The sequence below is a fragment of the Larkinella arboricola genome, from assembly GCF_003259745.1.
Taxonomy (GTDB): Bacteria; Bacteroidota; Bacteroidia; order Cytophagales; family Spirosomataceae; genus Larkinella; species Larkinella arboricola.
In genome coordinates this window covers 195,655-213,044 of the sequence record NZ_QLMC01000002.1, presented here as the reverse complement: position 1 = coordinate 213,044, position 17,390 = coordinate 195,655, and the positions used below count along the sequence as shown (strand labels likewise).

Annotated in this window: 16 protein-coding genes; 9 read left to right on the top strand and 7 right to left on the bottom strand. The window is 54.5% G+C overall.

Annotated features, from left to right (window positions below):
• Positions 1 to 11: 11 nt before the first annotated feature.
• Positions 12 to 1,271 carry a sensor histidine kinase gene (locus LX87_RS07980; protein WP_111627696.1) on the bottom strand — a complete coding sequence of 420 codons (1,260 nt, stop codon included), beginning with the start codon at positions 1,269 to 1,271 and terminating at the stop codon, positions 12 to 14.
• Positions 1,272 to 1,670: 399 nt separating this feature from the next.
• On the opposite strand from LX87_RS07980, the gene LX87_RS07975 reads away from it, so the two are divergent.
• Positions 1,671 to 2,933 (top strand): hypothetical protein, encoded by a 1,263-nt coding sequence (locus LX87_RS07975; RefSeq protein ID WP_111627695.1) that lies wholly within the window; start codon positions 1,671 to 1,673, stop codon positions 2,931 to 2,933.
• A gap of 140 nt (positions 2,934 to 3,073) precedes the next feature.
• Positions 3,074 to 4,414 carry a sensor histidine kinase gene (locus tag LX87_RS07970; RefSeq protein ID WP_229310589.1) on the top strand — a complete coding sequence of 447 codons (1,341 nt, stop codon included), beginning with the start codon at positions 3,074 to 3,076 and terminating at the stop codon, positions 4,412 to 4,414.
• A gap of 33 nt (positions 4,415 to 4,447) precedes the next feature.
• Here LX87_RS07970 and LX87_RS07965 read toward each other — a convergent pair whose 3' ends face one another.
• Both LX87_RS07965 and LX87_RS07960 read right to left on the bottom strand, forming a co-directional pair.
• Complete coding sequence (locus tag LX87_RS07965) at positions 4,448 to 5,191, bottom strand: Mut7-C RNAse domain-containing protein (protein ID WP_111627694.1); 744 nt, start codon at positions 5,189 to 5,191, stop codon at positions 4,448 to 4,450.
• A gap of 17 nt (positions 5,192 to 5,208) precedes the next feature.
• Entirely contained in the window at positions 5,209 to 5,937 is a 729-nt protein-coding gene (locus tag LX87_RS07960; RefSeq protein WP_111627693.1) for an SDR family oxidoreductase, read from the bottom strand.
• Between the two features lie 186 nt (positions 5,938 to 6,123).
• Between LX87_RS07960 and LX87_RS07955 the strand changes: the two genes are divergently transcribed.
• A complete protein-coding gene (locus tag LX87_RS07955) occupies positions 6,124 to 7,320 on the top strand; it encodes a Gfo/Idh/MocA family protein (RefSeq protein ID WP_111627692.1) in 1,197 nt (398 codons plus the stop codon).
• 301 nt (positions 7,321 to 7,621) lie between these two features.
• Here LX87_RS07955 and LX87_RS07950 read toward each other — a convergent pair whose 3' ends face one another.
• Positions 7,622 to 8,743, bottom strand: coding sequence for a Kelch repeat-containing protein (locus LX87_RS07950; RefSeq protein ID WP_111627691.1), 1,122 nt, complete (start codon positions 8,741 to 8,743; stop codon positions 7,622 to 7,624).
• Between the two features lie 19 nt (positions 8,744 to 8,762).
• Positions 8,763 to 9,701 (bottom strand): dihydrodipicolinate synthase family protein, encoded by a 939-nt coding sequence (locus LX87_RS07945; RefSeq protein WP_111627690.1) that lies wholly within the window; start codon positions 9,699 to 9,701, stop codon positions 8,763 to 8,765.
• Between the two features lie 337 nt (positions 9,702 to 10,038).
• Between LX87_RS07945 and LX87_RS07940 the strand changes: the two genes are divergently transcribed.
• From LX87_RS07940 to LX87_RS07925, 4 genes are read left to right on the top strand one after another with little or no spacing between them, the layout of a single operon-like run.
• Positions 10,039 to 10,743 (top strand): FadR/GntR family transcriptional regulator, encoded by a 705-nt coding sequence (locus tag LX87_RS07940; protein ID WP_111627689.1) that lies wholly within the window; start codon positions 10,039 to 10,041, stop codon positions 10,741 to 10,743.
• A 44-nt stretch (positions 10,744 to 10,787) separates the two neighbouring features.
• On the top strand, positions 10,788 to 11,927 hold the full coding sequence (locus LX87_RS07935; protein ID WP_229310588.1) for a sialidase family protein: 1,140 nt from the start codon (positions 10,788 to 10,790) through the stop codon (positions 11,925 to 11,927).
• Positions 11,928 to 11,945: 18 nt separating this feature from the next.
• Positions 11,946 to 13,133 (top strand): n-acyl-d-glucosamine 2-epimerase, encoded by a 1,188-nt coding sequence (locus LX87_RS07930; protein WP_111627687.1) that lies wholly within the window; start codon positions 11,946 to 11,948, stop codon positions 13,131 to 13,133.
• A 23-nt stretch (positions 13,134 to 13,156) separates the two neighbouring features.
• A complete protein-coding gene (locus LX87_RS07925) occupies positions 13,157 to 14,395 on the top strand; it encodes a sugar MFS transporter (protein WP_111627686.1) in 1,239 nt (412 codons plus the stop codon).
• Between the two features lie 80 nt (positions 14,396 to 14,475).
• Here the strand turns inward: LX87_RS07925 and LX87_RS07920 are convergent, their stop codons facing one another.
• Complete coding sequence (locus tag LX87_RS07920) at positions 14,476 to 15,162, bottom strand: fasciclin domain-containing protein (protein ID WP_111627685.1); 687 nt, start codon at positions 15,160 to 15,162, stop codon at positions 14,476 to 14,478.
• 221 nt (positions 15,163 to 15,383) lie between these two features.
• On the opposite strand from LX87_RS07920, the gene LX87_RS07915 reads away from it, so the two are divergent.
• Positions 15,384 to 15,854 (top strand): FKBP-type peptidyl-prolyl cis-trans isomerase, encoded by a 471-nt coding sequence (locus tag LX87_RS07915; protein ID WP_111627684.1) that lies wholly within the window; start codon positions 15,384 to 15,386, stop codon positions 15,852 to 15,854.
• A gap of 114 nt (positions 15,855 to 15,968) precedes the next feature.
• Positions 15,969 to 16,550, top strand: a complete 582-nt coding sequence (locus tag LX87_RS07910) for a hypothetical protein (protein ID WP_229310587.1) — start codon at positions 15,969 to 15,971, stop codon at positions 16,548 to 16,550.
• Between the two features lie 99 nt (positions 16,551 to 16,649).
• Here LX87_RS07910 and LX87_RS07905 read toward each other — a convergent pair whose 3' ends face one another.
• Positions 16,650 to 17,390, bottom strand: coding sequence for an EcsC family protein (locus LX87_RS07905; protein ID WP_111627682.1), 741 nt, complete (start codon positions 17,388 to 17,390; stop codon positions 16,650 to 16,652).

Here is a 17,390-nt window from a genome sequence, read left to right as displayed (position 1 = left end):
CGCCGTCGGTGCTAAGCGGGCAAATAAAGGCTAAACGTTGCCCCTTCGCCCGGCTGGCTCCGGGCGGCAATAGCGCCCCCGTGGTTGTCAACCACTTTCTGGCAGATGGCCAGCCCAATACCGGTGCCCTCGTACTGGCTTCTGCCGTGTAGCCGCTGGAAAACCTGAAAAATCTGATTGGCGTACTTTTCGTCAAAACCAATACCGTTGTCCGACACCTCCAGACAGTGATAGCGGGCCGCTGCCCGGGTGGGTCGAAGGCCAGTGGGAAGATCGTTGGCTGCTACCGCCCGGTAACGAATCCTGATTTGAGGTGACCGACCCGTCTGGTGAAACTTCAGGGCATTACTCAGCAGATTCTGAAATAACTGCCCCAACTGGAGAGAATCTCCGTGAATCGTCGGCAACCGATCGACGTCGATGATGGCCCCCGTCTCTCCGATGGTCAATTCCAGATCCGTCAGCACGGAATCAATAACCCGGTTTAACGACACGGCATCCATCGACTCCTTCTGGGTGGAGATTCGGGAAAAGGTCAGCAAATCCCGGATGAGCGCCGACATCCGGCTGGCCGCAGACCGCATACGATCCAGGTACGCAACCCCCGCCCCCAACTGGCTGGCATACTGACTTTTGAGCACATCACCGAACTGCTGGACCTTGCGCAGGGGTTCCTGCAAGTCGTGGGAGGCCACATAGGCAAACTGTTCCAGATTCAGGTTGATAGTACTCAGGAGCTGGTTCGATTCGGCCAGATTATCGTTTGTTGCCGCCAGTTCCTGGGTTCGTTCCTGCACCTGCTGCTCCAACTGGGCCGACAGCGTCCGATACCGTTCTTCGCTTTCTTCCAGCTTCTGGCGGTTGATCATCTCTTCGGTAACATCCTGAACCACCCCGGCAAACCGCACAACCTGTCCTGCTTCGTTGAAATAGCTCCGGCCCGTCGACCGAATCCACCGGATTGCGCCGTCTTCCCGAATCGTACGGTAAATAACTTTATAAATTCCCCCCGATTCCGGCTTCATGGCCTGCTGGACGGCCTGCTCGATCCGGCTTACATCGTCCGGGTAAACGTAATTCAGGGTTTCATCAAAAGCAAACTGGTTGGCCTTGCTGATGCCAAACAGCTCCCGACAGCGATCGTCCCACTGAACCCGGTTCGTAACGGGGTCTACTTCCCAGACACCCAGACCGGCCGCCTGCAACGCAAAATCTATATCTAACCGTTCGGTAAGCCCTTTCCTATCAAAGGGTTTGCTAGCTTCACTCATCTTGAAGTTGAAGTTGATACCGCAAGTTAAAAACTTGCTTCAAACTCCACGGATCCCCGCCTGAAATTTCAGGTTCAGGTTCGCTACCGATACGAGTGTTTTTTGAAAGTCCTGTTCAAGCCCGAAAAAAAACAGAAACAGTGCCATTAAAGGATGGGTCACTGGCGGATAAAAATTGACTCACTACACCGACAGTTGAAGCGGGCGGAAGGGCATCGGTCCTGCCCGAAATGACCAGAAATTAGTTGGTGCAAAAAGTGATTAAAACGGCCCATTGAAAGACGTTTTATTTTCTTTATCTTGTAGGCACGAAAGCCCAGCATCAGGAAACTTCTCAGCCTACGATCTGTGTTGATTACTTATACTTCACCTAACTAAACTGTACCAGAAAACCAGTCAATGATTATGGCACTGGGGGCTGCTTTCAACCTATATAGCCCCGCTACTACCTTAACATGCCGTCAGCCCTACTCCATTGAACAGGCTCAGGCCGCCAACGAGGCTTTTGATGCCGCCGTTAAAGATTTTCTTCGTGCCTGGATTGAACACGGAACGGTGTCTCCCAAAAGCCTTGAAGGAAGCGCCGATACAGAAGATTTTATTGAACACGGCGCGCTGCGCAGTTTTTTCAAACACCGGGATGACGCATTTGAACGCATTCTCGCTCAGGAAAATCTGGCCCGGCACCTGCTTCGGCCCATTGATGAGGTCTACTTCCAGGGCGATGCCTACGAGCCGCTGCTGGCCAAATTTGAGCGACGTATATACAATATAGCCGCTTCCCGTGAGCACCTGGCGGTTCCGTTCCGGTATAGCCCCGTCAGCCGTCAGGGAGATTATGGCGATACCATCCAGCTCACCGACGCAACCGGCCAGGTGGCCCCGGAGGATATCGGTGTGTATTTTGGAACCCGCCGGGCGGATAATACGGCCCTAACGATTCTGGCGCATCAACTGCGCTGGGAGGCACTGGCCCCTTCCCAGTTGGCCGTTCACGTCATCACGGAAGGGTACATGGAGGATTCGCTTCGGCGGGTGAGAACCCTCACCGAGCAATTCCGTGAACAGGGAATCGATGAATCCCAGTGTTTTGTCATTCAGCGACGCCATGCAGTCGATGATCGCCATCTGGGAACGGCCCTGCTGGTTATGAATCCGCACAGGCCGACCCTGCCCCAGCGAATCATTTTCTGCGATACCCTGCGAACAGGACCACAGCCGCCCTGGTGGGACAAGTTCAAGGCCAAAATTGATACGGTCTTTCCGCAGCCGACGGGTCATCCACCGGCCTCCGACAAACTGGAGGATGGCGGGGTGAAACTCCAGCGACTGCACGACGGTGTGCCCGTTCGCCATCAGGATATTGATTGTGCTTTCTATACAGCCTCTATGGGCCGTGCCCTGATCCAGTTGGCCAAAGCGGAGCCTGAGCTGATTCTGCACGGGTCCATTGAAGCCGTCATCAGCCAGATGACGGCCCGGATGCCGGAATATTACGAGCAGCCTGACCAGCCCAAAGAACCGGCCCTGGTGCGTGAATTCAACGTAATTCAACGGTGGAATACCGGCTGGCACGCGCTGAAAAATATGATGCAGCATCAGTTAACCGGTTTGGCAGAACAGTTCGCGATGCCCATCGAACGCCCTTTGGAGTTCTCCTAATACGCTTTTGCCCGTTTACGGAAAGCACTGAAAAGCCAGACGGATACACACGGTTCTGGCTTTTCCGGCTTTTCAGATTTATAGCCCTGGATTTCGCGCGATCCGTACCTTTGACGCACTTTATCTTCGTTTAGTATTCCATGTCCGGAGAGGCCGTATTATTTGTTTACCTGGGGTCGGTGGGCGCCATCTTCCTGCTGAACGCCGTCCAGTGGAGCTTTTTCCGGGACTGGGTATATGGGTTATTTACCCTGCAAACCCTGATCTGGTTCGCGCATTCGGCCTTTAATCGCCTTTCCGGAGAAGACATCCCCCTTAGCGAGTCGCAGAACATGGCCGTCTACGCGGCTGAATATGGCCTGGTCAGAATTTTCTACGTTGGGTTAATTTACCGCCTGTTTACGATACCGCATCTTCCGCTAACGCAGTGGCTTCGCCGGGGGCAGTTGGGGATGGGTATCTTTTTACTGGTCGAAGTGGGTATGATGCTGCTACAGGAACACTGGCACGTGTCTCCATCCGGGCGGATTCTATCAACGGTCTACTGGTGTCTGCTCATGAGTACCAGCGTTATCGGAAGCTGGGTAGCCGCCCAACGGCGCGACGCAGTTGGCATCCTGTTTCTGATTGGCAGTGTGCTCCTGCTCGTCAATGAAACCAACCACCTGTTTTACTACACCGGTTATCCGTGGACGTTATCCCGGGAGCCATCGACGATTCAGTGGCACATCCGCATCCTGGGTGGGTCGCGCATTCTTCAACTGCTCTGTTTTTCGCTTTGTCTGATGTTTCGCCAGCGTCAGCTTGCGGTGGCCGAGGCCGTCGAGCAGACCCGCCGGGAACAGCAATTGGTTCAGCAACGTCTGCAAACGCAGCTGGCCTTTCAGCGACTGGAGCAGGAAAAGACCCAGGTTCAGCTCCGGGCGCTACAGGCCCAGGTCAACCCGCACTTTCTGTTCAATAGCCTCAACTCCCTGTCGTCGCTCATCGACGACAATCCCGAACAGGCCAGCCAGTTTGTTGATCGGTTGAGTCAGGTATACCGGTATCTCCTCAAAGCCAACGAACAGCCGCTGACCACCCTGGCCCGTGAGCTGGATTTTATCCAGTCGTATTACCATTTATTGAAAACCCGCTACGAAAGGGGATTAACGGTATCCGTACAGGTTGATCCGGCCTTTACCTCCTGGCAACTCCCTCCCATGACGCTGCAACTACTGGTCGAGAATGCCGTCAAACATAACGTCATCCTGGCCGCCCAGCCTCTACAGATTGCGATTCAGACCGATCACCCGGGCCATTTAGTGATCCGCAACAATCTTCAGCGCAAACGAACCCGCGTGCTGTCGAACGGCGTCGGGTTATCGACCATCCTGGCGCAATACCAGAAGCTTGGTCATGCCGTTCCCGAAGTCATTGAGAGTACGGATGCGTTTACGGTACGAATCCCGTTGATTCAGCCGGTAGCCGAGCCGGTTTAGAAATGCGCCTTATTCATCGTGACCAGCACGGGCTTACGTTCCTAAAAAAGTCCCGACAAACGCCTGCATCCGCCGGAAATGGGTTCCCTCCCAATAGATTTTGCCGCAGTTCGAACACCGGAAGAACGTTTGCTGCGATTCCTGAACAAGCGGAGGAAGCTGGTCAAAAACCGTTTCTTTGTCCACCGATTGCAGGAGTCCGTTGCAGCTCATACACCGTTGAAAAGGAGTCAGATGCTGGTCCAGCCCAAACCGTTGCACCACCTCACGAAGCTGCTGCCGGGGTTGTGTATGCCGGACGAAATAACCGTACTCGACGCTAGTACGCATCAATAATCCCCGATCCCGGGTCAACAGAATCCGGCTTTCTCCGGCAGCGATGTGCGCCAGTTCCGGATCGGCATAGTCATTCCGGTAAAGCGTATCGAAGCCGAGCATTCGTAAATAGCCCGCCAGTTTACCCAGATGACAATCGAGTACAAACCGGAACCTGGACAAGAGCCTGGGCAGGACCCGCGACAACGACGCCACATCCACGGTTGCAAACGTAGCGGGATAAACGCTTACATAATCACTGTCCTCCACCACATACGAAAAATCAACCGACTGACTGTTGACCAGCAGCAGGCCCACTTCCGGATGCGGAACCCCGAACGATTCGATGGTATCTTTCACCGACATTCGGTGCAGAAATGACCATTCAAATGCCGTTTGTTTCCGGCCTGTCGGCAGGAAGTCGTTCAGAGAACCGTAAAACCGGAACGTAGCGGTATACATGGAAAATTGCGTTCGATTTAAGGCGTTCCGTTCATTCGGTTAAACGCGTTGCGTAACTCATCCGGCGTTGCCTTCACCATGGTTTCGCTGAACCCAAAGGAAATCTCGGTTTTACCCTGTTTTAGCTGATCAAACACGGCATTGATAAAATCGCTGACCGGCGGGGCCTGGTCGTGCAACCCCTTGCCGCCCAAGTCGGTATTGAGCGCGGGCGGAATCAGTTCGATCACTTCGATGTCCCTGGATTTTACCAGCGCCCTGAGCGACAGCGTGAACGAATGGAAAAAGGCTTTTGTCGCCGAATAAACCGGCACTTTCGTCAGCGGTACAAACGCCAGTCCGGAGGTCACATTCAGGATCGACGTTAGCGAGGGCAGATTCAGAAAAAGGGAAGTCAGTTGCAGCGGGGCTTCGATGTTAATCCGGATTTCGTCGGTCGCCCGCTGAAAAAAATCCGCATCCGAGACGTTCATCCATTGCTGGATTCCGGCGTTATTGACCAATACCGTCAGGTCGGGGTGTTCCTTTGCTACCCACTGGTAGAGTTCCTGCCGCTCCTCCGCCCTCGACAAATCGCAGACGCGGGTAATCACGGACGGCAACTGCTCCGAAACCTCCCGGAGCGCGGCTTTTCGTCGTCCGCAAATGATCACGGTATTCTTCTCCTGAACAAAGCGCCGGGCCAGCCCCAGGCCAATGCCCGACGCCCCGCCCGTAATAAGAATTTTATGGTTTGAAATATGCATACCGCTGGTTACTGGGTTAACGGAGTGGTAACCTTCTGCCGGTTTAATAAGTTTTGAGGTCAGGCGTATCCGGCTGACGAACTGTTGGCTTTTTCGGTAGCAGAAGATCCGAACATTTACCTTTCCTGCGGGTTAACGCCTATATCATTCTTCCAGCATCGTTTGCAAATCCATTCCAACTCCGTTATGAAATCTCCTTTTTTTTCACGTCGCCATTTTATTCATCAGTTAGGCACGGCTGCCTTCATGGCGCCCACCCTAAGCACATTCGCTTTACAGAGCTGTCAGAGCAAAAGCGGTGAATCAAAGGCTGAAGAAGCCAGTTCGGAAACAACCAAAACCGGCTCGGCGCGTAAACTAGGCATTGCGCTGGTCGGGCTCGGCCAATACAGCGAAGGGGAACTGGCTCCGGCTCTGGAAAAAACCGAGAATTGCCGCCTGGCCGGAATCGTGACCGGGACCCCCGAAAAGGCCGAAACGTGGAAAAAGAAATACAACATTCCCGATAAGAACGTCTACGATTACAAGACGTTCGACCAGATTGCCGACAACCCCGATATTGACATCGTTTACGTGGTGCTGCCCAATAGTCTCCACGCCGAATATACCATCCGGGCCGCAAAAGCCGGCAAGCACGTCATTTGTGAAAAGCCGATGGCCATGAACGCCGAAGAATGCCAGCAGATGATTGACGCCTGCAAGAAAGCCAACCGGCAGTTGTCGATTGGGTACCGGCTCCATTTCGAACCGCACCACCAGGAAATGATGCGGCTGGGTCAGAAAGAGACTTTCGGCAAGGTTAATCGGATTATTGCCCACAACGGCCAGGTACAGGATGCCAAAAACCTCTGGCGGCTCGGAAAAGGCATCGGTGGCGGGGGACCGCTGCGCGATGTCGGGGTGTACTGTTTGCAGGGAGCCATTTACACCAAAGGGCAGCTTCCCATTGCTGTTTCGGCCAAACTGCATCCGGTTACGGACCCGGAGAAATTCAGCAACGTAGAGGAAGGCATCGATTTCACCCTGTATTTCGCCGATGATACCACCGCCGAATGCCGGGCCAGCTTCAACGACAAGTATAATCAACTGCGGGCCGAAGCCGCCAATGGCTGGTTTGAACTGTCTCCGGCCTATGGCTATTCCGGACTGGAAGGTAAAACCAGCAAAGGCAAGATGGACATTGAAAACGTACCGCAGCAGGCCCGCCAGATGGACGCCTTTGCCAATTGCATTCTGACGAATACGCCGACAACCGTTCCCGGCGAAATGGGAATGCGGGATGTGCAGTTGATCGAAGCCGTTTTCAAAGCCGCCCGGACCGGTCAGAAGGTACCGACCCCGAATCTTGTTGAGATACTGGACAAATCGGCCATTCCGAGCTAAAACCGTTGTTTCCCCAAAAGGCATACGCCAGGACCGGACTGTTCCTGGCGTATTCTTTTTGGGACTTTTCACGTCCGGTTATAACGCGCCCGATAGACGCGACTGGCCTTCATTTGCCCCCTTCTGGTCTGATTTCAGGCTGTAGCGAACGCCCGACCAGACAAACAGATAGACGGTTTCATAGTTACCAGCATCTGCCGATCCAGGTAATTGAGCAGCGCCACAAACCACAGCAAACCAACCACCACCCAGGGGTTATCGTTCTGCCCTTCGTTTTTATATCCTCCATACCTTAACAGGATTAGTGAACATCCGGGATGGTCAGCCGCCAGACCGCGGGCGTCCGAACTCCCGGTGATACTTCGCCGGACGGCAACACCAACCCGTTCTCCCAGCCGACGACGGGCGTGGTGACTGGCACCGGAAACGCCAGCGTGTCGAGCTTTGACCAGCGGCCCTGCTCCAATCGGTATTGCCAAACCGTCCGGACAAAGCCGGGGTGATTGCGTTGCAGTTCGTTGCGCTGGCGGGTCAGGCTTTCGGCTTCCGAACCGTCCGGCAACGTTTTCAATCGGTTATTGAGAGCCTCAATCTGTTTGAGCCGCTGGCCGTTGTCTCCGCCAATAACCCACAGTGAACGCCCGTCCGAACCGGCGCCATGAGCGGCCAACGGCTGGGGCAGGTCGGGAAGCCCGTGCCAGCGATTCTGGTCTAGCCGGTATTCATAAGCATCCGCAAAAACCGTGGTGACGCCCGAACGGGTCTGCCGCCCACCCACAACATACAGCGAACGATTCATAGCAACCAGTGTGGTATAAGCCCGGCCCGGACCCGGCAGGTTCGCCCTTTTCTGCCAGCCTTTTGCCGGATTCCGTAAATTCAGCGTATACACCTGGTTTTCCGCGCCGTGTTCCGATTCGCCACCCACCACAACGAGTTGATAGTCCAGCACAGCAGCGGCCAGATTCGCAAGCGGTTTGGGCAACGGCGGTAATGAATCCCGCTGAATGGTTTCGGTAGCGGGGTTCCAGGTCAGGCTAAACACGTCGGCATACGACCGTTCCGCATCATTCCCGCCAATACCGATCAGCCGATTGTTCCAGCTCACCGAAGTGCCATACCCCAGTGGCCGGGGCAATTGGCCACCCATTTTCCAGGAACCGTCTGGTTTGTTCAGCACATACACCGTCGCGTGCCAGACTTTTTTGCCGTTCTGCCAGGGATAGCCGTTTGGAAAATTCGCCCCTCCTGCCACCAGCAAAGCGCCGTTGCTCACTCCGGCAAACGCCCCGGCTACACCCGGATTCGGGCGACCCTGCACATTTGGCAGATCGGGCAGGCGGTCCACCGAAAGCCGTCCCTGGCTTTGACCGGGCAGCGACAGCAGGATAAACACAGCTATGAAGAGGGGAATCAACGGCATTTTGAAAAGCAAATCGTGATTAGTGCGATGCGGAAGCGGGCAAGGGGGTCGCGTATGGATAAAAACCGATGCGGTCCAGATCCTGTAGAAACGCTTTGTACTGCTCCGGCGTCGGGTTGCGAATGGGCGAACGGAATTCCCCGCAATCCAGCCCAATGGCCCGCATGTAGGCTTTACCCGTGGCAATGCCGCCGTATTTACCCAGCAGTTCCACAATGGCGATTGATTGATCCTGCAACTGCCGTGCGCGGTTGATGTCGCCCGCATCAAAAGCCGCAATGAGGGCCTGATACAGCGGAGCCGCGTAATTGTAGGTACTGCCCACGGCCCCACGCGCGCCCATCGCCAGAGCCGCCAGAAACACCTCATCCCAGCCCCACAGCATATCATACTGCCCGTTGTTAAACAGCAGACACTGCCGGTATTCCATCAGATTGTTGTGGGTGTACTTAATGCCCCGGAAGTTCGGCAGCCGACCGTCCATCTCGCTCAGGAAATCGAGCATCGACAAATGAACGTTCGTTAACGCCGGGATGTGGTAGAAATACAGCCCGAGTTCCGGAACGGCTTCGCCCACCTGCACACAGAAGTCGGCCAGCGCCTGCGGAGTAGCGGGTTTGAAATAAAACGGTGCGATCACGGCCACGGCCTGAAAACCGTGTTGGGCGGCTTCTTTCGCCACCAGAATGCATTCGGCCAGGGATGTACCACCCACCAGCATGATTTTGTGGAGATCAGGCAGATCCACCGCACCCCAGGCCCGAAGCAGATCAAGCTTTTCGGTGAGAGTCAGGGAAACGCCCTCGCCCGTCGAACCGGCGATAAAGGCCCCCTTAACCCCGCTCTGCACCAGCATCCGGGCGTAAGGCTCAATGATCGAAAGATTCAGCGACCCGTTGGCGTGCATTGGGGTAAACGGGGCGGCAATCAGGCCCTCAATTTTCGGTATAGCAACCATGTATGCGTTAATGAATCCGGCTTTGTAAGTTGAAATGTATTGAAAGCATCCGCTTGTCCTATCAGGAAAAATAAAAATTGACGACGCATCGAAGGGTCCGTTCCGATCGAGGCCGCACCACCAATGAGCCTATAGTCCGTATGACGGAACGGGCGCTCAAGAATACCTGCTGGAAACTCGCTGCCTTTTATCGCATCGTTCTCATCCGGTATGATTTTACAAAGCTATCAGGTCTAACTTAATCTTCAAAATAGTATACAAACTTTAAACTATACCGCTATATTTTGTCTTTAACCAAGACATTCCTACTTTTGCCTTTTATTAAATACTACATAATGTGAGTTTGGTCGATAAAGAGGATGGGCTGCGACTTCAGGAGCAGACTTCGCTGGTGGATAAAGTGGAGTCGGACCTATTGGACTTTTTTCTGGCCCGGCAGTATAAAACCGGGGACGTAATTCCAAAGGAGGTTGAGCTGGCGGTGCAGTTGGGCGTCAGCCGGACGGTAATTCGGGAGGCCATGCAACGGCTTCGGATGCGGGGTATGATCGATACCAAAAAGAAACGCGGTACGGTTATCACCCACCCCGACCTGCTATCACTGCTTGAAAAAACAATGCATCCGGGCATTCTCGACGAAGAAACCCTGCGCGACGTTTTCGAACTCCGGATGGTGCTCGAAATTGGCATGGGCGACCTGCTGTTCGAGCGCATCACCCAGCGCGATATCGACGAACTCTACGCCATTGTGGCCGAAGAACCCGCCAACACCGAGGATATGATTTTCGACGTGGATATGGAAATCCGGTTCCACGGCAAACTCTATGAAATCACGGGCAACCGCACGCTCAAACGGTTTCAACGGATGTTACTACCCGCGTTTGACTATGTACATAAGAGTGGTATTCTGAAAAAAAACGTGTACCACAAGAAATTTGTATCACACCGGGGACTGGTAGATATTCTTCAGCACGGCACGCCCGAGACGTTCCGCAACGCGATGCGCAACCATTTTGAAAATCATTTCCAACGTTTATTTTAACGCCGATGACGTTTTTGTCTTTTTTATCGGTTTGGGGCCTGCTCATGGCTTCCCCTACCGAAACTGTTCCACAAAGAACCACTCCGCCGAGCGAAGTAACCGTGTTTCGTAATGGCGATAACGGTTACCAGTGTTACCGCATTCCGGCCATCGTGAAAGCCCCGGATGGCAGTCTGCTGGCGTTTGCCGAAGGCCGCCGGACCAACTGTGGCGATTTTGGCGATGTGGATATTGTCCTGCGGAAAAGCCGCGACGGTGGCAAAACCTGGAGTTCGCAAACCCAGGTTGTGGATTTTGGAACCAATCAGGCGGGCAATCCGGCACCGGTTTTCGACCTGACCGACCCCCGCTATCCGAACGGACGGCTGTTTTTGATTTACAACACCGGCACCGCTTCCGAAGACGCCGTTCGCAACGGGAAAGCCATCCGGGAAGTGTGGTACAAAATCAGTACCGACGGCGGCCAAACCTGGTCCGAAGCCGTGAACATCACCACGCAGGTCAACCGCCCGAACAAGCCGGAGGTTAACCCGGCCTACCGATTTTCGGAAGACTGGCGCTCCTACGCCAACACACCGGGCCACGCCCTGCAACTCAGTCAGGGCCGTTACCGGGGCCGGATTTTTGTGGCCGCCAACCATTCCGCCGGACCGCCCAAGCAGGAGTTCCGGGATTATCAGGCCCACGGTTTTTACTCCGACGATCACGGGCAGACCTGGAAACTGAGCCCCAGTGTCGATTACCCCGGTGGCAACGAGAGCACCGCAGCCGAAACCACCGATGGCGGTTTGCTGATGAACATCCGGAACCAATCGGGCGATGTCAAAAACCGGCTGCTGGCCTACTCGCCCAACGCGGGCGAAAGCTGGAAACCAACGGTTGTTGCCACGGCCCTGCCCGACCCGGTTTGTCAGGGATCGATGATTAACTACCGGACCCCGGCGGGCAAACCCGTGCTGCTGTTTGCCAACCCCAATAGCCCGGCCAAACGCGAGAAGCTAACCGTGCGCGTCAGCACCGACGACGGCAAAACCTGGTCGGCGGGCAAGGAAATCTATAGCGGCTCGTCGGCTTATTCGGATCTGGTTGTGCTTTCGGATAATATGATAGGGATTTTATATGAAAGGAATGACTATACTCTGATTAATTTTGCGTACTTTTCGCACGACTGGCTGGCACGCTAGAACCGTAACCTAACTTGAATGACCCCTGCTAATACTTACGCTTCGCTGTACCGGGACACGCTGCTCAACGACGTGATTCCCTTTTGGCAAAACCACTCCCTTGACCGCGAAATGGGCGGTTTTTATACCTGCCTCGACCGCACCGGTCAAGTCTACGATACCGATAAATTCATCTGGCTACAGGCCCGGCAGGTCTGGACCTTCGCCATGCTTTACAACCGCGTGGAACAGCGACCCGACTGGCTGGACGTATCCCGGCACGGTGCGGATTTCCTGCAACGGTTTGGCCGGGCCGACGACGGAAGCTGGTATTTTTCCCTGACGCGCGACGGAAATCCTCTGATCCAGCCCTACAATATCTTCTCCGACTGCTTTGCCACGATGGCTTTCGGCCAACTTTCGCTGGCAACCGGGAGCGACGAGCAGGCGAATCTGGCCGAATCGACGTTCCGGCAGATTCTGGCCCGGCGCGACAATCCGAAAGGTCACTGGAACAAAGCCGTGGCCGGTACGCGCCCGCTGAAGAATTTCGCCCTGCCGATGATTCTCTGCAACCTGGCGCTGGAAATTGAACATCTGCTGGATAAGAGTCTCGTTGAGCAAACGATCGACGAATGTATTCACGAAGTGATGGACGTGTTCTACGACCCGGCGCTCGGCCTGATTCGGGAGAATGTCACACCAGACGGCCAGGTTTCGGATTCGTTTGAAGGACGGCTTCTGAACCCCGGCCACGCCATTGAAGCCATGTGGTTCATCATGGACCTGGCCGTTCGGCGCAACGACCGCTCGCTGCTCGACCGGGCTGTTCAGCTCACGCTTCAGACGCTGGAGTATGCGTGGGATGCGGATTTCGGCGGTCTGCTGTATTTTATGGACGCCAACGGCCACCCGCCCCAGCAACTCGAGTGGGACCAGAAGCTCTGGTGGGTCCACGTCGAAACGCTCATCAGTCTGCTGAAAGGCTACCAGCACACGGGTGACGAACGTTGCTGGCAGTGGTTTGAAAAAGTACACGACTACACCTGGAAACACTTTCCGGACCCGGAAAACGGCGAATGGTTTGGGTACCTCAACCGCCGGGGCGAGGTGCTGCTGCCGTTGAAAGGCGGTAAATGGAAAGGATGTTTTCACATTCCGCGCGGGCTTTACCAGGGCTGGAAAACGCTGGATGCCATTGCTCGTAATCAAACCGTACGCCAATAACGCAGGAAACAAGGACGAACCTAATGGCAAACTTACCGCTACAAAGTGTCAGCCTGGAAGAAACAGACGAAGGCGCACGGCCCAACTATACGCCCGCACTGGCATCGCTGGCGGTGCTGTATTTCATGATGGGATTTATCACCTGCCTGAATGACACGCTGGTGCCTTTTTTCAAAAAAGGTTTCAGCCTGAATTACACCCAGTCGTCGCTGGTGCAGTTTTACTTTTTTCTGACCTACGGTATTATGTCGATTCCGGCCGGAAAAATTGTGGAGCGCGTGGGGTATAAAACGGGCATGGTGCTGGGGTTTTCCATTGCGGCTCTGGGGGCGGTCCTGTTTTATCCGGCTTCGGCCCTGCACCAGTACGCCCTGTTTCTGGCGGCCCTGTTCGTTATTGCCATCGGGATTGTGCTGCTTCAGGTGGCAGCCAACCCGTACGTGACCATTCTGGGCCCGGCCCAAACGGCTTCTGCCCGGCTGACGCTCATTCAGGGGGTAGGCTCGATGGGAACAACGGTTGCCCCGCTGTTTGGGGCGGCTTTCATTCTGGCCCCGCTGGCCGATGCCTCCAGCGATGCCGTCCGGTATCCGTACCTCGGCATTGCCGCCTTACTGGCCGCAATTGCGCTGGTGGTTGGACGGCTCCGGCTGCCGGTGCTAAAAGCCGGATCGACTACCGAACTTGCCCCGGAGCCGACCACGAACCGGGTGTTTAGCTTCCGAAATCTGCGGTTTGGTGTCTGGGGAATCTTTTGTTACGTGGGGGCCGAAGTAGCCATCGGTACGTTCCTCACCAATTACATTGCCGACACCCTGCATACCACCGAACAGGAAGCCAACCAATTCGTCGCTTTTTACTGGGCCAGTATGCTGGTCGGGCGTTTTCTGGGCGCTTTCCTGCTGAAATCAATCAAAGCCTCCACCATGCTGACGGCATGTGCCCTGCTGGCGATGGTGCTCGTTACGGTTTCGATTCTTTCGACGGGTTATCTGGCGGTCTGGTCAATGATCGCCGTGGGTTTGTGCAATTCCGTGATGTTCGCGATCTTATTTTCGCTGTCGGTTCAGGGTCTGGGGCGGCTAACCGATCAGGCGTCGGGCTGGCTGGCCACGGCCATTACCGGCGGAGCCATGGTTCCGTTTTGTCAGGGTCTGCTGATCGATCGGTTTAGCTGGCCGGTGGCATTTTTGTTGCCGCTTGTCTGCTACGCATACATTCTGTTCTACGGTCTGAATGGCTACAAAAGCGTTAAGAATTAAGAATGAAGAGTTAAGAATTAAGAGTTATGAATGCATCAGCCAACTCTTAATTCTTAACTCATAACTCTTAACTCATCCTCCTATTTGCTTTTTGGCATCAGGACCGTGTCGATGGAGTGAATGACGCCATTGGTGGCTTCCAGGTCGGCCCGGTTGACGGTGGCGGTGTTGCCCTGCTCATCGGTGATGGTGATGGCATCGTCCTGTTTGCTGACCGTAAGCGTTCCGCCTGTAACGGTTTTCAGTTTCTGCCCATCCTGTAGCTGATCGGAGGCATAATTGCCTTTTACGACATGATACGATAGCAGTTTCACCAGCTTCGATTTGGCGGCAGGCTGCCATAAGCCGTCGAGCGTTCCGGCAGGCAGTTTCTCAAACGCTTCATTCGTCGGTGCAAAAACCGTATAGGGACCTTTTCCGGCGGCCTGTTCCGACAGACCCGATACGCGTAACGCCCGGAAAAGCACGGTATGTTCAGCCGATTTGGCCGCGCTGATGGCCAGATCACGGCCCGTCGATCCACCGGATTTCATTCCACCCCGCGATTCGCGACCGGCTCCCATCGGACCATAGGCGTTGGCATTGCTTTGGGTAGAAACCGAGGTGCTGCTCCCCAGAATGCCCGATTGCGGGGTCGTTGCGGAGGGGCTCGCTGTTGAATTGCTGCGCGAAGTAGAGTCCTGGACGGTTTGCGCCCGAACGGTTTCGTTGGCTCCCACCAGCAACCCCACTGCCAGAGCAAGGGCAAAAACTGCTTGCTTCTTCATACTTACGAATGGTTAGGTAGATAAAAACGTTGAGATAATTCCGACATCTTTTAACACAATTCATCCTGAATTGTTGTCATGATGTTGAGGGACTAACGGGAGGGGCTCGAGGAATATTTTATTCCAGTTGAAAACAGACCGGTAAACTTAGTGTAGACCGGACAAGCCATTGCATCCTTTAAAAAAAGTGTCACCTTTGTTCTTTATTCAATTTTATTACCATGCAAATTTCCAAACACAAAGTTGCCGGCATCCACTACACCCTGCGCGACAACGACGGCAATGTTCTCGACTCCAGCGAAGGCCGTGATCCACTATATTATCTACACGGCGAGGGCAATCTCATTCCGGGGATGGAAAACGGTCTGGACGGTAAATCGCCCGGCGATAAGTTCCAGATCAAAGTTTCGCCCGAAGAAGGCTACGGCGTCCGCGACCCGCAGATGATTCAGGATGTTCCCAAAAGTGCATTCGGCGGCCAGCCCGTTCAGGTTGGTATGCAATTCCAGACCAATCAGGGTCAGGTTGTAACGGTTACAGAAGTAGGGGCCGATCAGGTTACGATCGACGCCAACCACCCGCTGGCCGGTCAGGAACTGAACTTCGACGTAGAAGTTGTTGACGTTCGGGATGCTACTCAGGAAGAAGTTACGCACAAACACGTACACGGACCCGGTGGTCATCACCATTAATCCGTTTCTGAATAAACCGTTGGTTGATCATCTATTTTTCCTACATTTAGGACGAAGACGGATGACCAGCCAACGGTTTTCCATTTCCCTTCCCCCTAACCGATGAAAAATTTCATGCTTCTGCTTCTGGCCGGTTGCTGCGCCACGCAGGTCTTGGCCCAAACCACGGCTCCTACGCCTGAACTCCAGATTAAAACGGCGGTACTGGCCGCTCCGGCCGACAAACGGGATGGTGCCACCATCTACGGTTATTCCGGTAAAAATGAGTTTATTATCCTGCGAAAAGGCACCAATGAATACGTCTGTCTGGCGGATGATCCAACCCAGAAAGGACTGAATGTGTCGTGCTACCACAAGGACCTGGAACCGTTCATGGCCCGCGGTCGGGAGTTGAAAAAGCAGGGTAAAACAACGGCTGAAATTATGAAGCTTCGGGAGGAGGAAGAAAAAGCCGGAAAGTGGAAAATGCCGAAGCAGCCATCAACGCTATTTGTTTATACCGCGCCCGATTCCAGTTACAATGCAACAACGGGTGACGTAAAAAACGGTTATCTGCGCTACGTGGTGTATATCCCCTACGCCACCGCCGAGAGCACCGGTCTGCCCTTAAAGCCCGAAGCACCGGGTATGCCCTGGATTATGGACCCCGGCACCCACCGTGCCCATATCATGATCAATCCACCATCGGGCAAGTAATAGACCACGTTTTCGCGGCTACCTGTTTTTGGTATAAAAATGAGCAGGTCAGGAATCGTTCGGATTCCTGACCTGCTCATTTAACCGGGTGATCTGCTCTTAATTCATCTTCAGTTCGCGCGCTTCCACCCACCGCATCCGGTAGGCATTCATAGCGGTTTTGCCCAGAGCGTCCATCAGGCGGTAATTGACCACCAGCCCGACGGCAGCCCCGATGCCGGGCAGTAGCTGCGCCATTTTGGCCAGGTCAATATAATCTCGGTATTCCTGCTGAAACGTCCGCCAGTCGAACTGGTTGATGTCGTCCGGAAACAACTGACTTTTGGCCTGCCAGTGGGTCATTTGCTCGTACACAGCCTGCCGCCGTTCCTGGCTCGAAAACGCAAGCTGAAAGATGTGCATGATATAAAGTCGCTCCCGGTAATCGTTGATAGGATAGCCGTAAATGGCCGCAATTTCAAACAGCAGCTTCATCTTCAGGGCCAGCAGAATCGGAAAATCGGCCATAGCGAGCAGAAAACCGCCCGCACCGGTCACACCGCCTTCTGCGGCTCCGGCTGTCTTGTAGAAAGCAATTCGTGCCCGAACCCGGTCTTCGCGTTCTTCCAGTGACAGATGATGCAGCACGGGCTGGCGGGTCAGAGATTCGGCCCCAAACAGCACGGCCCGCGTCATTTGCTTGATGGCGGAGGTGATGGCCTGATGAATTTTTTCGGGAATGATGCGGTTTAGCCGGACTTGCAGGCTTTTGGAAAGCCGGTTGACCACCGATGGACGACGCATCATCTTCTGACGCCAGGTGTTTAGTTCGCGCACAACGGCGTCTTCGTACGGAGACAT

What these genes read in the sequence shown, in the direction of transcription:
- LX87_RS07980 (WP_111627696.1), bottom strand. Translation starts at nt 1,271, where the DNA reads ATGAGTGAAGCTAGCAAACCCTTTGATAGGAAAGGGCTTACCGAACGG.
- LX87_RS07975 (WP_111627695.1), top strand. Translation starts at nt 1,671, where the DNA reads ATGATTATGGCACTGGGGGCTGCTTTCAACCTATATAGCCCCGCTACT.
- LX87_RS07970 (WP_229310589.1), top strand. Translation starts at nt 3,074, where the DNA reads ATGTCCGGAGAGGCCGTATTATTTGTTTACCTGGGGTCGGTGGGCGCC.
- LX87_RS07965 (WP_111627694.1), bottom strand. Translation starts at nt 5,191, where the DNA reads ATGTATACCGCTACGTTCCGGTTTTACGGTTCTCTGAACGACTTCCTG.
- LX87_RS07960 (WP_111627693.1), bottom strand. Translation starts at nt 5,937, where the DNA reads ATGCATATTTCAAACCATAAAATTCTTATTACGGGCGGGGCGTCGGGC.
- LX87_RS07955 (WP_111627692.1), top strand. Translation starts at nt 6,124, where the DNA reads ATGAAATCTCCTTTTTTTTCACGTCGCCATTTTATTCATCAGTTAGGC.
- LX87_RS07950 (WP_111627691.1), bottom strand. Translation starts at nt 8,743, where the DNA reads ATGCCGTTGATTCCCCTCTTCATAGCTGTGTTTATCCTGCTGTCGCTG.
- LX87_RS07945 (WP_111627690.1), bottom strand. Translation starts at nt 9,701, where the DNA reads ATGGTTGCTATACCGAAAATTGAGGGCCTGATTGCCGCCCCGTTTACC.
- LX87_RS07935 (WP_229310588.1), top strand. Translation starts at nt 10,788, where the DNA reads ATGGCTTCCCCTACCGAAACTGTTCCACAAAGAACCACTCCGCCGAGC.
- LX87_RS07930 (WP_111627687.1), top strand. Translation starts at nt 11,946, where the DNA reads ATGACCCCTGCTAATACTTACGCTTCGCTGTACCGGGACACGCTGCTC.
- LX87_RS07925 (WP_111627686.1), top strand. Translation starts at nt 13,157, where the DNA reads ATGGCAAACTTACCGCTACAAAGTGTCAGCCTGGAAGAAACAGACGAA.
- LX87_RS07920 (WP_111627685.1), bottom strand. Translation starts at nt 15,162, where the DNA reads ATGAAGAAGCAAGCAGTTTTTGCCCTTGCTCTGGCAGTGGGGTTGCTG.
- LX87_RS07915 (WP_111627684.1), top strand. Translation starts at nt 15,384, where the DNA reads ATGCAAATTTCCAAACACAAAGTTGCCGGCATCCACTACACCCTGCGC.
- LX87_RS07910 (WP_229310587.1), top strand. Translation starts at nt 15,969, where the DNA reads ATGCTTCTGCTTCTGGCCGGTTGCTGCGCCACGCAGGTCTTGGCCCAA.
- LX87_RS07905 (WP_111627682.1), bottom strand. Translation starts at nt 17,390, where the DNA reads ATGTCTCCGTACGAAGACGCCGTTGTGCGCGAACTAAACACCTGGCGT.